Genomic DNA, 16,016 nt, shown 5'->3' on the forward strand with positions numbered 1-16,016 from the left:
GGGATAGTTAAATGGATGATTTAGTGTTTGCAGGTAATAAGGCGCTCTATCTTGTTTTGATCCTGTCAGGGTGGCCGACGATTGTCGCAACGATTATCGGCCTCCTGGTAGGGTTATTCCAGACGGTAACGCAATTACAGGAACAGACGCTGCCTTTTGGCATTAAATTACTTGGCGTGTGTTTATGCTTGTTTTTACTGTCTGGCTGGTATGGCGAAGTTTTACTCTCTTACGGGCGTCAGGTGATATTCCTGGCGTTGGCTAAGGGGTAAAAAATGCTTTACGCGTTGTACTTTGAAATTCATCACCTTGTTGCGTCTGCGGCACTAGGGTTTGCTCGCGTAGCGCCGATTTTTTTCTTCCTGCCGTTTTTGAATAGCGGGGTATTAAGCGGCGCGCCGAGAAACGCCATTATCATCCTGGTGGCATTGGGAGTATGGCCGCATGCATTGAACGAGGCGCCGCCGTTTTTATCGGTGGCGATGATCCCGTTAGTTCTGCAAGAAGCGGCGGTAGGCGTCATGCTGGGCTGTCTGCTGTCATGGCCTTTTTGGGTTATGCATGCGCTGGGTTGTATTATCGATAACCAGCGAGGGGCAACGCTAAGTAGCAGTATCGATCCGGCAAACGGTATTGATACCTCGGAAATGGCTAATTTCCTGAATATGTTTGCCGCTGTCGTTTATTTACAAAACGGCGGTCTGGTCACGATGGTTGACGTGTTAAATAAAAGCTATCAGCTATGCGATCCGATGAACGAGTGCACGCCTTCATTACCGCCGCTATTAACGTTTATTAATCAGGTGGCTCAAAACGCCTTGGTTCTGGCCAGTCCGGTGGTATTAGTGCTGTTGCTGTCAGAAGTATTCCTGGGTTTATTGTCGCGCTTTGCTCCGCAAATGAACGCTTTTGCGATTTCACTGACGGTAAAAAGCGGCATTGCCGTTTTAATTATGCTGCTTTATTTCTCTCCGGTACTACCGGACAATGTACTGCGACTCTCTTTCCAGGCCACAGGGTTAAGCAGTTGGTTTTACGAGCGAGGGGCGACGCATGTCCTCGAATAAAACAGAAAAACCGACTAAAAAACGGCTGGAAGACTCCGCTAAAAAAGGCCAATCATTTAAAAGTAAAGATCTCATTATCGCCTGTCTGACGCTGGGAGGAATTGCCTATCTGGTGTCGTATGGCTCATTTAATGAGTTTATGGGGATAATTAAGATCATTATTGCGGATAATTTTGATCAGAGCATGGCTGATTACAGTTTGGCCGTTTTTGGGATAGGATTAAAATATCTGATTCCATTTATGCTGCTCTGTTTAGTGTGTTCCGCATTACCGGCGTTATTACAGGCCGGTTTCGTGCTGGCGACAGAAGCATTAAAACCTAATTTATCGGCGTTAAACCCGGTAGAAGGGGCGAAAAAACTTTTTAGTATGCGCACGGTTAAAGATACGGTCAAAACCCTACTGTATCTCTCATCCTTTGTGGTGGCCGCCATCATTTGCTGGAAGAAATATAAGGTTGAAATCTTTTCTCAGTTAAATGGCAATGTTGTGGATATTGCCGTCATTTGGCGTGAACTTCTCCTCGCATTGGTATTAACTTGCCTTGCTTGCGCATTGATTGTCTTATTATTGGATGCTATTGCGGAATATTTCCTGACCATGAAAGATATGAAAATGGATAAGGAAGAAGTGAAGCGTGAAATGAAGGAGCAGGAAGGGAACCCAGAGGTTAAATCTAAAAGACGTGAAGTTCATATGGAAATTCTGTCTGAACAGGTGAAATCCGATATTGAAAACTCACGCCTGATTGTTGCCAACCCCACGCATATTACGATCGGGATTTATTTTAAACCCGAATTGATGCCGATTCCGATGATCTCGGTGTATGAAACGAATCAGCGCGCACTGGCCGTCCGCGCCTATGCGGAGAAGGTTGGCGTACCTGTGATCGTCGATATCAAACTGGCGCGCAGTCTTTTCAAAACCCATCGCCGTTATGATCTGGTGAGTCTGGAAGAAATTGATGAAGTTTTACGTCTTCTGGTTTGGCTGGAAGAGGTAGAAAACGCGGGCAAAGACGTTATTCAGCCACAAGAAAACGAGGTACGGCATTGAGCCGCGTAAAGCAGTAGCGATGTATTCATTGGGCGTTTTTTGAATGTTCACTAACCACCGTCGGGGGTTAATAACTGCATCAGATAAACGCAGTCGTTAAGTTCTACAAAGTCGGTGACAGATAACAGGAGTAAGTAATGGATTATCAAAATAATGTCAGCGAAGAACGTGTTGCGGAAATGATTTGGGATGCCGTTAGTGAAGGCGCCACGCTAAAAGACGTTCACGGGATCCCTCAAGATATGATGGACGGTTTATATGCTCATGCTTATGAGTTTTATAACCAGGGACGACTGGATGAAGCTGAGACATTCTTTCGTTTCTTATGCATTTATGATTTTTACAATCCCGATTACACCATGGGACTGGCGGCGGTATGCCAACTGAAAAAACAATTTCAGAAAGCATGTGACCTTTATGCAGTAGCGTTTACGTTACTTAAAAATGATTATCGCCCCGTTTTTTTTACCGGGCAGTGTCAATTATTAATGCGTAAGGCGGCAAAAGCCAGACAGTGTTTTGAACTTGTCAATGAACGTACTGAAGATGAGTCTCTGCGGGCAAAAGCGTTGGTCTATCTGGAGGCGCTAAAAACGGCGGAGACAGAGCAGCACAGTGAACAAGAAAAGGAATAATTATGGTAAATGACGCAAGTAGCATTAGCCGTAGCGGATATACCCAAAATCCGCGCCTCGCTGAGGCGGCTTTTGAAGGCGTTCGTAAGAACACGGACTTTTTAAAAGCGGCGGATAAAGCTTTTAAAGATGTGGTGGCAACGAAAGCGGGCGACCTTAAAGCCGGAACAAAGTCCGGCGAGAGCGCTATTAATACGGTGGGTCTAAAGCCGCCTACGGACGCCGCCCGGGAAAAACTCTCCAGCGAAGGGCAATTGACATTACTGCTTGGCAAGTTAATGACACTACTGGGCGATGTTTCGCTGTCTCAACTGGAGTCTCGTCTGGCGGTATGGCAGGCGATGATTGAGTCACAAAAAGAGATGGGGATTCAGGTATCGAAAGAATTCCAGACGGCTCTGGGAGAGGCTCAGGAGGCGACGGATCTCTATGAAGCCAGCATCAAAAAGACGGATACCGCCAAGAGTGTTTATGACGCTGCGGCCAAAAAACTGACGCAGGCGCAAAATAAATTGCAATCGCTGGACCCGGCTGACCCCGGCTATGCACAAGCTGAAGCCGCGGTAGAACAGGCCGGAAAAGAAGCGACAGAGGCGAAAGAGGCCTTAGATAAGGCCACGGATGCGACGGTTAAAGCAGGCACAGACGCCAAAGCGAAAGCCGAGAAAGCGGATAACATTCTGACCAAATTCCAGGGAACGGCTAATGCCGCCTCTCAGAATCAGGTTTCCCAGGGTGAGCAGGATAATCTGTCAAATGTCGCCCGCCTCACTATGCTCATGGCCATGTTTATTGAGATTGTGGGCAAAAATACGGAAGAAAGCCTGCAAAACGATCTTGCGCTTTTCAACGCCTTGCAGGAAGGGCGTCAGGCGGAGATGGAAAAGAAATCGGCTGAATTCCAGGAAGAGACGCGCAAAGCCGAGGAAACGAACCGCATTATGGGATGTATCGGGAAAGTCCTCGGCGCGCTGCTAACCATTGTCAGCGTTGTGGCCGCTGTTTTTACCGGTGGGGCGAGTCTGGCGCTGGCTGCGGTGGGACTTGCGGTAATGGTGGCCGATGAAATTGTGAAGGCGGCGACGGGGGTGTCGTTTATTCAGCAGGCGCTAAACCCGATTATGGAGCATGTGCTGAAGCCGTTAATGGAGCTGATTGGCAAGGCGATTACCAAAGCGCTGGAAGGATTAGGCGTCGATAAGAAAACGGCAGAGATGGCAGGCAGCATTGTTGGTGCGATTGTCGCCGCTATTGCCATGGTAGCGGTCATTGTGGTGGTCGCAGTTGTCGGGAAAGGCGCGGCGGCGAAACTGGGTAACGCGCTGAGCAAAATGATGGGCGAAACGATTAAGAAGTTGGTGCCTAACGTGCTGAAACAGTTGGCACAAAACGGCAGCAAACTCTTTACCCAGGGGATGCAACGTATTACTAGCGGCCTGGGTAATGTGGGTAGCAAGATGGGCCTGCAAACGAATGCCTTAAGTAAAGAGCTGGTAGGTAATACCCTAAATAAAGTGGCGTTGAGCATGGAAGTCACGAATACCGCAGCCCAGTCAGCCGGTGGGGTTGCCGAGGGGGTATTTATTAAAAATGCCAGCGAGGCGCTTGCTGATTTTATGCTCGCCCGTTTTGCCATGGATCAGATTCAGCAGTGGCTTAAACAATCCGTAGAAATATTTGGTGAAAACCAGAAGGTAACGGCGGAACTGCAAAAAGCCATGTCTTCTGCGGTACAGCAAAATGCGGATGCTTCGCGTTTTATTCTGCGCCAGAGTCGCGCATAAAAACTGCCAAAATAAAGGGAGAAAAATATGTTAATTAGTAATGTGGGAATAAATCCCGCCGCTTATTTAAATAATCATTCTGTTGAGAATAGTTCACAGACAGCTTCGCAATCCGTTAGCGCTAAAGATATTCTGAATAGTATTGGTATTAGCAGCAGTAAAGTCAGTGACCTGGGGTTGAGTCCTACACTGAGCGCGCCTGCGCCAGGGGTATTAACGCAAACCCCCGGAACGATCACGTCCTTTTTAAAAGCCAGTATTCAAAATACCGACATGAATCAGGATTTGAATGCCCTGGCAAATAATGTCACGACTAAAGCGAATGAGGTTGTGCAAACCCAGTTACGCGAGCAGCAGGCAGAAGTCGGAAAGTTTTTTGATATTAGCGGAATGTCTTCCAGTGCCGTTGCGCTGTTGGCTGCCGCGAATACGTTAATGCTGACGTTGAACCAGGCTGATAGCAAACTGTCTGGTAAGTTGTCATTAGTCAGTTTTGATGCAGCTAAAACGACGGCAAGCTCCATGATGCGCGAAGGGATGAATGCGTTGTCCGGTAGTATTTCCCAGAGCGCGCTTCAGTTGGGGATCACTGGCGTGGGCGCCAAACTGGAATATAAGGGGCTGCAGAATGAAAGAGGCGCGCTTAAACATAATGCCGCGAAGATCGATAAACTGACCACTGAAAGCCACAGTATTAAAAACGTGCTGAACGGGCAGAATAGCGTCAAACTTGGTGCTGAAGGCGTCGATTCTCTGAAATCGTTAAATATGAAGAAAACCGGTACCGATGCGACGAAAAATCTTAATGATGCGACGCTTAAATCTAATGCCGGAACCAGCGCCACGGAAAGTCTGGGTATTAAAAACAGTAATAAACAAATCTCCCCTGAACATCAGGCTATTCTGTCGAAACGTCTTGAGTCTGTCGAATCCGATATTCGTCTTGAGCAGAATACCATGGATATGACCCGAATCGATGCGCGCAAGATGCAGATGACGGGCGATCTGATTATGAAGAACTTAGTCACGGTCGGTGGTATTGCAGGGGCGTCCGGGCAGTACGCCGCTACTCAGGAACGTTCCGAGCAGCAAATTAGCCAGGTGAATAACCGGGTTGCCAGCACCGCATCGGACGAAGCCCGTGAAAGTTCACGTAAATCGACCAGCCTGATTCAGGAAATGCTGAAAACAATGGAGAGCATTAACCAGTCGAAAGCATCCGCACTCGCTGCTATCGCAGGCAATATTCGCGCTTAATCTGACAGATCAACTATACGCCATCAGGGGGGGATTTAATCGCCCTCCTGATGGCGAACTGGGGATATTATGCTTAATATTCAAAATTATTCCGCTTCTCCTCATCCGGGGATCGTTGCCGAACGGCCGCAGACTCCTTCGGCGAGCGAGCACGCCGAGATTGCCGTGGTACCGTCTACCACAGAACATCGCGGCACAGATATCATTTCATTATCGCAGGCGGCTACTAAAATCCAGCAGGCACAGCAGACGCTGCAGTCAACGCCACCGATTTCTGAAGAGAATAATGACGAGCGCACGCTGGCGCGCCAACAGTTGACCAGCAGCCTGAATGCGCTGGCGAAGTCCGGCGTGTCATTATCCGCAGAACAAAATGAGAACCTGCGGAGCACGTTTTCTGCGCCGACGTCGGCCTTATTTAGCGCTTCGCCTATGGCGCAGCCGAGAACAACCATTTCTGATGCTGAGATTTGGGATATGGTTTCCCAAAATATATCGGCGATAGGTGACAGCTACCTGGGCGTTTATGAAAACGTTGTCGCAGTCTATACCGATTTTTATCAGGCCTTCAGTGATATTCTTTCCAAAATGGGAGGCTGGTTATCGCCTGGTAAGGATGGAAATACCATTAAGCTAAATGTTGACTCACTTAAAAGTGAAATAAGTAGTTTAATTAATAAATACACTCAAATAAATAAAAATACGATTTTATTTCCCTCGCAAACTGGCAGCGGAATGACAACAGCAACGAAAGCGGAAGCTGAGCAGTGGATTAAAGAATTGAATTTACCGGACAGCTGTCTAAAGGCGTCTGGTTCTGGTTATGTCGTACTGGTGGATACGGGGCCACTGAGCAAAATGGTTAGCGATCTTAATGGAATAGGATCGGGTTCAGCCCTTGAACTGGATAACGCCAAATATCAAGCCTGGCAGTCGGGTTTTAAAGCACAGGAAGAAAATCTGAAAACCACATTACAGACGCTGACGCAAAAATATAGCAATGCCAATTCATTGTACGACAACCTGGTAAAAGTGCTGAGCAGTACGATAAGTAGCAGCCTGGAAACCGCCAAAAGCTTCCTGCAAGGATAACAGAAGAGGATATTAATAATGGTTACAAGTGTAAGAACTCAGCCCCCCGTCATAATGCCAGGTATGCAGACCGAGATCAAAACGCAGGCCACGAATCTTGCGGCGAATCTTTCCGCGGTCAGAGAAAGTGCCACAGCAACGCTGTCAGGGGAAATTAAAGGCCAGCAACTGGAAGATTTTCCCGCGCTGATCAAACAGGCGAGTCTGGATGCGTTGTTTAAATGCGGGAAAGACGCCGAGGCGTTAAAAGAAGTTTTTACCAATTCAAATAATGTCGCCGGTAAGAAAGCGATAATGGAGTTTGCCGGCCTCTTTCGTTCAGCGCTCAACGCCGCCAGTGATTCTCCTGAGGCGAAGACGCTACTGATGAAGGTGGGGGCAGAGTATACCGCGCAAATCATAAAAGATGGCCTGAAAGAAAAGTCAGCTTTTGGGCCATGGCTGCCAGAAACAAAGAAAGCGGAAGCGAAGCTGGAAAACCTGGAAAAGCAGCTGTTAGATATCATCAAAAATAACACTGGCGGTGAATTAAGTAAATTATCGACGAATCTTGTTATGCAGGAGGTGATGCCCTATATTGCCAGCTGCATTGAACATAACTTTGGCTGTACGTTAGATCCGTTAACCCGCAGCAGTCTTACGCAGCTTGTTGACAAAGCGGCGGCGAAGGCGGTTGAGGCGCTTGATATGTGCCACCAAAAATTAACGCAAGAGCAGGGTACCAGCGTAGGACGGGAAGCCCGGCACCTTGAAATGCAAACGTTGATACCCCTGCTGCTACGTAATGTTTTTGCACAAATTCCTGCAGATAAACTGCCTGACCCTAAAATTCCGGAACCTGCGGCTGGACCAGTACCTGATGGTGGGAAAAAAGCAGAACCTACGGGTATTAATATCAATATTAATATTGATAGCAGTAACCATAGCGTGGATAACAGTAAGCATATTAACAATAGCCGAAGCCATGTCGATAATAGCCAGCGCCATATCGATAATAGCAACCATGATAATAGCCGGAAGACGATTGATAATAGCCGAACATTTATTGATAACAGCCAACGCCATGGCGAGTCACACCATTCGACTAACAGCAGCAACGTAAGTCATAGTCATTCGCGTGTGGATTCGACTACGCATCAAACGGAGACCGCACACAGCGCCAGCACAGGGACAATTGACCATGGCATCGCGGGTAAAATTGACGTCACGGCTCATGCGACGGCAGAGGCTGTGACCAACTCTTCATCCGAAAGTAAAGATGGAAAGGTGGTCACGTCAGAAAAGGGCACTACGGGTGAAACAACCTCTTTTGATGAAGTCGATGGCGTAACCAGCAAGAGCATTATCGGCAAGCCGTTACAGGCCACGGTGCACGGCGTTGATGATAATAAACAGCAAAGCCAGACGGCAGAGATTGTGAATGTGAAGCCGCTTGCCAGTCAACTGGCTGGCGTCGAGAATGTTAAAATCGATACCTTACAATCAGACTCGACGGTAATTACAGGTAATAAAGCCGGTACGACCGATAATGATAATAGCCAGACAGATAAGACTGGCCCATTTTCTGGTTTGAAGTTTAAGCAAAATAGTTTCCTCTCAACAGTACCGAGCGTTACGAATATGCATTCAATACATTTCAACGCCCGTGAGGCGTTTTTGGGTGTGATACGTAAAGCCCTGGAGCCGGATGCCTCTACACCGTTTCCTGTACGCAGAGCGTTTGACGGCTTGCGTGGGGAAATATTACCCAATGACACGATAAAGAGTGCAGCGTTGAAAGCGCAATGTAGCGATATTGACAAACACCCAGAATTGAAAGCGAAAATGGAGACGCTCAAAGAGGTCATTACTCATCATCCACAAAAAGAAAAACTGGCTGAGATTGCATTGCAGTTTGCCAGAGAGGCGGGGTTGACCAGGCAAAAAGGGGAAACTGACTATGTGTTAAGTAATGTGCTGGACGGCCTTATCGGAGATGGTAGCTGGCGAGCTGGCCCGGCTTACGAGTCATACCTGAATAAACCTGGTGTGGATCGGGTTATTACTACCGTTGATGGCTTGCACATGCAGCGTTAATTAACTGGGAAAGATGCGATGAATATGGATATTGAAGCAAGAGTCAAAAAAGTGATCACCTCCTGTATTGCCGTTGATGTTGATAGTATCAATGGTCAGACCCATCTGGTTGAGGATCTTTACGCTGACTCATTGGATTTAATTGATATTGTATTTGGTCTTAGTGAGGAGTTTGACATTAGTTGTAATGAAAACGATCTTCCTGATATGACGACCTTTGCGGATATATGCCGTGTTGTTAAAAAAAGTCTTGAGTCCAGGGTGTAGTATTTTTCTCTCGCTCGACAACAATTGAACAAGATTAATTGTTATGAAAATCATCACACATGTAGTACCCGGTTCAGGTATGGCTGCAATATATGATGATATTGCTGACAGTCCGCGTTTTGTTATTAAAGGCAAGTTACGTCATGTTGAAAATGATCCGAAGGAACTGCTGATTTGTGTTCCGATGCGTAGTGAATGGCTATTCTACTGGATTAAAGGAGAGAAATATTGCGCCCGGCGATGGGCGCGAAAAAATATCAAGACATTGTGTAACCAGATTAAATTTGAAGAAGCAATCTTATAAAAGATATAATTAAAGAGGAAAGTAAATTGCAAGCACACCAGGATATTATCGCTAATATTGGTGAGAAATTGGGTTTACCGCTCACTTTTGACGACAACAATCAGTGCTTATTACTACTCGATAGCGATATTTTTACGTCTATTGAAGCTAAAGATGATATCTGGTTATTGAACGGTATGATTATACCGCTATCGCCTGTTTGTGGCGATTCTATCTGGCGGCAGATTATGGTGATTAATGGTGAACTGGCTGCGAATAATGAAGGTACGTTAGCGTATATTGATGCCGCAGAGACGTTGTTGTTTATACATGCAATTACCGATCTGACAAATATTTATCATATCATATCGCAGCTTGAGTCATTTGTGAATAAGCAGGAAGCGCTCAAAAACATACTACAGGAATATGCTAAGGTATGAGGAGAGGAAGTTGAATAATTTAACATTGTCTTCATTTTCAAAATCTGGCGTGTCGAGTGATACCCGGCTATATATTGCTAAGGAAAATACTGATAAGGCATATGTTGCGCCTGAAAAATTTTCGTCAAAAGTATTAACCTGGCTTGGAAAAATGCCCTTATTTAAAAACACTGAAGTGGTGCAAAAACACACGGAAAATATCAGAGTACAGAACCAAAAGATTTTACAGACATTTCTCCAGGCACTAACGGAAAAATATGGGGAAAAAGCGGTCAATAATGCTTTGTACATGTCCAGTATAAATATGAACAAACCCCTTACCCAACGTTTAGTAGTGCAGATCACGGAGTGTGTAAAAGGTGCTGACGGAGGGTTTATAAATCTTATTAAGAACAAGGATAATGTTGGTGTCATGAATGCCGCTTTAGTCATAAAAGGCGGCGATACAAAAGTGACAGAACAAAATAACGATGTTGGTGCAGAAAGTAAGCAACCTTTACTCGATATCGCGCTAAAGGGACTTAAGAGAACAATACCGCAACTGGAACAAATGGATGGAAATAGCCTGCGAGAAAACTTCCAGGAGATGGCTTCAGGTAACGGCCCGCTGCGTTCATTAATGACGAATTTACAGAGTTTAAATAAAATTCCAGAGGCTAAACAACTTAATGATTATGTTACAACGTTAAAAAATATTCAGATAGGAGCAGACAGGTTCTCACAATGGGGAACCTGTGGGGGAGAGGTTGAGAGGTGGATTGATAAAGCCTCTACTCATGAATTAACCCAGGCTGTAAAAAAAATTCACGTTATTGCTAAAGAACTGAAAAACGTTACAGCTGAATTTGAGAAAATAAAAGCTGGTGCGTCAATGCCACAGACGATGAACGGACCGACACTGGGCCTGGCACGGTTTGCGGTCAGCAGCATCCCCATTAATCAGCAAACCCAGGTGAAACTGAGCGATGGAATGCCTGTGCCAGTGAATACGTTAACTTTTGACGGTAAGCCTGTGGCGTTAGCCGGTTCGTACCCAAAAAATACGCCGGATGCGCTGGAAGCGCATATGAAAATGCTTCTTGAAAAAGAATGCTCATGCCTGGCGGTGTTAACGTCGGAAGATCAGATGCAGGCAAAACAATTACCAGCCTATTTCAGAGGGAGCTACACCTTTGGCGAGGTGCATACCAACAGCCAAAAAGTGAGTTCAGCCAGTCAGGGAGGTGCGATAGACCAATACAATATGCAACTGTCCTGCGGGGAAAAGCGGTATACAATCCCGGTATTGCATGTGAAAAATTGGCCAGATCACCAGCCGTTACCGTCTACTGATCAGTTAGAATACCTGGCGGATAGGGTGAAAAATAGTAACCAAAATGGCGCGCCGGGGCGTAGTTCATCAGATAAGCATTTACCGATGATTCATTGTCTGGGCGGAGTGGGAAGAACCGGAACGATGGCGGCGGCTCTTGTACTTAAGGATAATCCTCATAGTAATCTAGAGCAGGTACGTGCAGATTTCCGGAATTCACGGAACAATAGAATGCTGGAAGACGCCTCACAGTTTGTACAACTAAAAGCAATGCAAGCCCAGTTGCTTATGACGACGGCAAGCTGATAAAAACATAGCTTACTTTTAGAACTATCTGAAAGTAAGCTATTTCTGTATAATTATTTGTTTACCGCGATAGAAAGTCTTTTGTTTTTCTCTTCTGCTGACATCACTTTTAATTTTCTGTAATTCTCCCAAATTTTTTTAGCATAACGTTTCCTTATATCCGATCGTTTCGGAGACGTCCCGGCATTATAAGCGCCAACGGCCTCCCAGCTATAACCGTAGATTTTCATCATATCTGATAAAATGGATGCGCCCACAATGACAGAAATGCAGGGATCCTGTAACAACTGTTTTTCACTAATCCCCATTTTTTTCAGCCTTTTCATATGGAAGCTGTTAATTTGCATCAGGCCAAGATCGGTTGAACCATCTCGGTTATGACCAATGGCGCCTGGTTTCATCGCCGATTCCTGCTGGGCGATAGCGTAAAGTAGTTCGGATTCAATATTGAACATTTTTTCAGCCTGAAGCCAGCAATCAGCCCATGCTGTATTTATGCTAAGCAACCAGATTACGATGATAAAAAAATAATGCATATCTCCTCTCTCAGATTTTACCGTAATTTAATCAAGCGGGGATCCTGTTTCCATCTTTTGAACCAAATATTGTCTTCGTTTTTAAATTTGTTCCACATTTTCTCGGCAATAGCTTCGCCGTGGGCAACCAGCACTAACGGTAATAATCCCGGATTATTATCAATACGCTGTTCGCTTTCCAGAAACTCTCTTATCGTTGGTAAGGCACGCTCGCTATTCTGACAGTATTCAGCATAAAGAAGATTAACAGCAATAAGTCCTGTTATTTCCTGCGTGGATATTTCTTTAGTTAATTTTCGTGCCAGTTCATGTTTACCTTTAAGCGAAAGAAACATAACCTGCATACTTAATAATATTGGATTATCCTGCAGGTGTTGTGAGCGTAATTCATCGCCTAAACGTATAGCATCATCAATACCGGTATGATAATAGGTAATCCACAGCTTAGTGATCCCTGCGGCTGCGCGCGTTGGGTCCAATTTTAAACACTCGTTAATCGTTTGTAAGGCCTCCTCCAACTGACCAGCCATGAAAAGATTCCAGCCATAATAATATTTAATATCTGCAGAAATGGGCGAAAGTAAGTTAGCTTGTTTGAATAGCAAACTCCCGACGATGTATTCTGAGTGAATCGTATTAATTAGCCCCAGTAATCCTAAAGCTTGTGGATTATTGTGGTCCAGCTCTGTCGCCTTAATCGCATGTTCTTTAGCTTTGATCATAGCGTTTTGTTTATCAAAAATCCCCATTTGCGTCATGCTGAGGTAGCATTCTGCCAGCGCACAGTAAGGCGCAATGCTGTTTGGCGACATATTAACGCATTGAGTCAGCAATTTAAGCGCTTGCTGTAAGCTATAGGGGGTGTATTGATTTAACTCATGCTTACCGCGTAAGTAAACCATAGTACTGTCAATCGAATTTAGCTCGCTAATCTGCTTTGTGTCCCAGCGAAGCCCGGGAATACATCTGAGCAAAAGATTCGCAATTTTGTTTTGCAAGAGAGAAGCGGGTTGGTGTTCTATCAACTTAATGCTTTCCTGGTGCAGCAGGTGATAACCTTTAACCCGAACTATCTCGATCTGTACAATATTATCATTACCATCGGGTATCATCTGCCCGGAGATATAATAATCGGGGCGTAATTGATCCATGAGCTCAAGAATATCCTTAACACTGCGGCAGTTCTTCGTAATGGTCACCGGCAGCACGCTCAGGCCAAAGGGTGCATACTGCGATAATCCTTTCACGATAGAGTAATGCAGACTCTCGGATTGAACCTGATCCTGCATCTGAAAAGGAAGTATCGCCAATGTATGAGTCGTAGGTTGCGGCGCTGGCGGAGACACCACTACGACCGGACGATTAAACCGATAGCCCTGTCCGTACAGTGTTTCAATGTAACGATGCTCTTTATCTTCCGACAGAATACGTCGTAAGGCATAAATACAGCGGGTAAGAGATTCTTCGTTAACTTCCGCGTCGCCCCATACCTGGTCCAGTAAGGTGTTTTTACTCACAATCTCGCCGGCGGCTTCGAGCAGGATGACCAGAACGGCATATTCTTTTGGCGGAATATTGACTTTCTTTTCTGAGCGTAGCAGGGAGCCGTCCATGTTGAGTATGAAATCATCAAAGACGAATTTTTTATTCGATACAGGAACAGGATTAAAATGTGGCATGATAATAGTGTATTCTCTTACAGGGTGAAAAGTTATAATAACTAATACAAGTCGTTAGGATAGAATCTACTGTTTCAGTAATTCTGCTGTTAGTACTAACGGTCAGGTTGAGCTTTTATTATGAGCTTAATGTCATATTCTACGGGCTCGGGTTTATATGTTTTTAACATTTGATTATTTAGCTTATGCCTGTGCTTTAAATAACTGACATGTTGGTAATAATATTGTTATAACTAACTGTGATTATCGAATGGACGCTGCCGTATATCCTGGTGCAGAGAGAGTCAGCGCCGGGCATCTAAATATTTACATATTTAACTTGGCCTCATTGCAATAGAGATTAGTTTTGTAGCTATCTTACTGCATTTTTTGGGGGTGTAAATGCTGCTTATTATATCTTCATGGTTAATGGTCTGATAATTACACCATCAGAACCATTTTTCTCGAAGATTTCCACTAAATGACCATTCGTTGAAAGTTTAAGAGTGTAATTTGTCTTAGGTTCCAAAATATAAATGAAAGACTGTTTTTAATGGTGCGCTTATTTTTATATTTTTTTGCAAAATAATGATATCGTCTTTTCTTTACTCCCTTCAGCTATAGCGTCAAAAAGGCAGGGGGTTTATGAGCAGTATCATCCTCAGGCTGGCCCCAGGCATTATATCGATATCAGGAGGAAGAGAAGAGGTATGCCTGGCAGAAAGCTAACAAGCGTGACTGTTTCGGTATAGACCGTTCAGGCAAATAGTTCTCAGAGGGAACGGATGATGTATAAATATGAATAAAATGCCGGCCTTAATCCACAGAGTTAAAGCCGGAAGGAGATAGTGTCATCTGGACGAATTCTTACGCTGTGAATAAGGCAATATCGTTTTACCAGTCATCATAGCGATGACAAGTTCACAAAAATCGTGTTATATAATCAGCCTTACTTTAAATTACCAGAGATATCAGTATAAGCTGTCTTCCGGACAGAACAATGATATTGAATAGCCTCCCATCCTGATAGAGCGTGTTAATGCGCAGTCTGAATTTTAAATTATTACAATTTTAATAAAAATCTTTACTTAAGTGACAGATACAAAAAATGTTAATGGTTCGCCATTTTTATGAATGTCGATGGCGTAGTTTTAAAATATTTTTTGAAACATTGAATGAAGTAGGACGTGCTGTCATAACCACATTTTAATGCTACAGCATTAACATTATGGTTGCCTATGCGTAAAAGTTTTGCTGCCTGATTCATTCTTGCCGATAAGTAGATGTCGCTAAAGCTGGTACCTTCTTCTGCAAGTTTCCGTTTGAGCGTTGACGTACTCATAAATATATGATCGGCAACATCCGTAAGCTTCCACTGTCTACTGGGTGACGAAGATATAATGTTGTAAACGCGCTCCTTTAACGTTATCTGAGCCGAGCTAAGGATGATCTCATAACTCTCCGGGAGTCGGAGAAAAGCAGTAAGCAGGAACAGCAGAAAATAAGGAATTAACTCTTCATTTTCAATACAACTCTTGTTGTTACAGTTACTGCAACCTTTGCTTGTATCCTTCGTACAGGAGAACGCCGTTTTCAGATGTTCAAATACCTCTCTTCTGGCAGGAAAGTCAGGCGTATAGAAGATTTTCTGCGCTTTCTCTGTGGGTACCGCCATTTTTGTTTGCTGCTCGTTTGGGATAAGTGCATAGAGAGCGCCAAGTCGTTGCGTCGGTATCTCGAGTATATCGAAATCCATGTGGCCATTGACCTCTTCAAGCGTCACGTTAACTACCTGCTCTTTTTTGAGCACCAACATCCCAGGTTCGTCACAGTAAATCGTATCGTGATTATTGCTAATCGTCAGTTTACCGCTCCGAAAGCAAACTAAAGTGAAACTGCTTACATAAAGATTTTTGATGGTAACCTGCTGAGTCTGACTTTTAATTTGCTGCCGGGTATTTGTCAAAAGTGATTTTAATTTCTGTAAGTTATCTGCGGCAGGACGCTGATGACTATTACTTACAAAGGTTACATTTTCCATATTATCCCTTTGTTGATGTTATTTTAATGTTCCTTACTGGTATCCTACTGAAAAAATCTGAGTTGTAAATGCTCTTTATTAGCGTGTGTTGGCAATGGTCTGATTGTTACACCAAAAGAACCCAAATTTGGGTGATTTATCTACAGTAGTTTAAGCCCCAATGGGGATGATGGTTCTTTTAATATGTGTTGAGACGCATTATACA

The 16,016-nt window shown here is 44.6% G+C and carries 15 protein-coding genes; 12 read left to right on the top strand and 3 right to left on the bottom strand.

Annotated elements, in window-relative coordinates:
* Window positions 1-11 precede the first annotated feature (11 nt).
* The 12 genes from spaQ (at window position 12) to sptP (ending at window position 11,576) form a co-directional block, all read left to right on the top strand.
* The gene (spaQ, locus tag J4685_RS08145; protein WP_000342503.1) at window positions 12-272 is read left to right on the top strand and encodes an SPI-1 type III secretion system export apparatus protein SpaQ; all 261 of its coding nucleotides are present in this window, start codon (window positions 12-14) and stop codon (window positions 270-272) included.
* A gap of 3 nt (window positions 273-275) precedes the next feature.
* On the top strand, window positions 276-1,067 hold the full coding sequence (spaR, locus tag J4685_RS08150) for an SPI-1 type III secretion system export apparatus protein SpaR (RefSeq protein ID WP_000964940.1): 792 nt from the start codon (window positions 276-278) through the stop codon (window positions 1,065-1,067).
* Window positions 1,054-2,124, top strand: coding sequence for an SPI-1 type III secretion system export apparatus protein SpaS (spaS, locus tag J4685_RS08155; protein ID WP_000097721.1), 1,071 nt, complete (start codon window positions 1,054-1,056; stop codon window positions 2,122-2,124). The genes spaR and spaS overlap by 14 nt, the downstream gene beginning before the upstream one ends.
* A gap of 137 nt (window positions 2,125-2,261) precedes the next feature.
* Window positions 2,262-2,759 (top strand): SycD/LcrH family type III secretion system chaperone SicA, encoded by a 498-nt coding sequence (gene sicA, locus J4685_RS08160; RefSeq protein ID WP_000386309.1) that lies wholly within the window; start codon window positions 2,262-2,264, stop codon window positions 2,757-2,759.
* Between the two features lie 2 nt (window positions 2,760-2,761).
* Window positions 2,762-4,543 (top strand): SPI-1 type III secretion system needle tip complex protein SipB, encoded by a 1,782-nt coding sequence (gene sipB, locus J4685_RS08165; RefSeq protein ID WP_000245785.1) that lies wholly within the window; start codon window positions 2,762-2,764, stop codon window positions 4,541-4,543.
* Window positions 4,544-4,570: 27 nt separating this feature from the next.
* The gene (sipC, locus tag J4685_RS08170) at window positions 4,571-5,800 is read left to right on the top strand and encodes an SPI-1 type III secretion system needle tip complex protein SipC (RefSeq protein WP_000909021.1); all 1,230 of its coding nucleotides are present in this window, start codon (window positions 4,571-4,573) and stop codon (window positions 5,798-5,800) included.
* Window positions 5,801-5,869: 69 nt separating this feature from the next.
* Window positions 5,870-6,892, top strand: coding sequence for an SPI-1 type III secretion system needle tip complex protein SipD (gene sipD / locus J4685_RS08175; RefSeq protein WP_000932243.1), 1,023 nt, complete (start codon window positions 5,870-5,872; stop codon window positions 6,890-6,892).
* An 18-nt stretch (window positions 6,893-6,910) separates the two neighbouring features.
* Window positions 6,911-8,968, top strand: a complete 2,058-nt coding sequence (sipA, locus tag J4685_RS08180; RefSeq protein ID WP_000258813.1) for an SPI-1 type III secretion system effector SipA — start codon at window positions 6,911-6,913, stop codon at window positions 8,966-8,968.
* Window positions 8,969-8,986: 18 nt separating this feature from the next.
* On the top strand, window positions 8,987-9,235 hold the full coding sequence (locus J4685_RS08185) for an acyl carrier protein (RefSeq protein ID WP_001055579.1): 249 nt from the start codon (window positions 8,987-8,989) through the stop codon (window positions 9,233-9,235).
* 43 nt (window positions 9,236-9,278) lie between these two features.
* On the top strand, window positions 9,279-9,539 hold the full coding sequence (locus tag J4685_RS08190) for a hypothetical protein (protein ID WP_000692250.1): 261 nt from the start codon (window positions 9,279-9,281) through the stop codon (window positions 9,537-9,539).
* A 26-nt stretch (window positions 9,540-9,565) separates the two neighbouring features.
* A complete protein-coding gene (gene sicP / locus J4685_RS08195) occupies window positions 9,566-9,958 on the top strand; it encodes a chaperone SicP (RefSeq protein ID WP_001147850.1) in 393 nt (130 codons plus the stop codon).
* The gene (gene sptP / locus J4685_RS08200; RefSeq protein ID WP_000946995.1) at window positions 9,945-11,576 is read left to right on the top strand and encodes an SPI-1 type III secretion system effector GTPase-activating protein SptP; all 1,632 of its coding nucleotides are present in this window, start codon (window positions 9,945-9,947) and stop codon (window positions 11,574-11,576) included. Before sicP ends, sptP begins: the two co-directional genes overlap by 14 nt.
* Before the next feature lie 53 nt (window positions 11,577-11,629).
* On the opposite strand, the gene iagB is transcribed toward sptP, so the two are convergent.
* From iagB to hilD, 3 genes are all read right to left on the bottom strand, one after another.
* Window positions 11,630-12,112 (bottom strand): SPI-1 type III secretion system invasion protein IagB, encoded by a 483-nt coding sequence (gene iagB / locus J4685_RS08205; RefSeq protein WP_000558931.1) that lies wholly within the window; start codon window positions 12,110-12,112, stop codon window positions 11,630-11,632.
* 17 nt (window positions 12,113-12,129) lie between these two features.
* The gene (gene hilA / locus J4685_RS08210; RefSeq protein WP_001120088.1) at window positions 12,130-13,791 is read right to left on the bottom strand and encodes a transcriptional regulator HilA; all 1,662 of its coding nucleotides are present in this window, start codon (window positions 13,789-13,791) and stop codon (window positions 12,130-12,132) included.
* Window positions 13,792-14,881: 1,090 nt separating this feature from the next.
* Entirely contained in the window at window positions 14,882-15,811 is a 930-nt protein-coding gene (gene hilD / locus J4685_RS08215; RefSeq protein WP_000432699.1) for a transcriptional regulator HilD, read from the bottom strand.
* Window positions 15,812-16,016: the final 205 nt, after the last annotated feature.

The sequence above is a fragment of the Salmonella sp. 32100201201700099SM genome, assembly GCF_017572645.1.
In the GTDB taxonomy this organism is placed as follows: Bacteria; Pseudomonadota; Gammaproteobacteria; order Enterobacterales; family Enterobacteriaceae; genus Salmonella; species Salmonella enterica.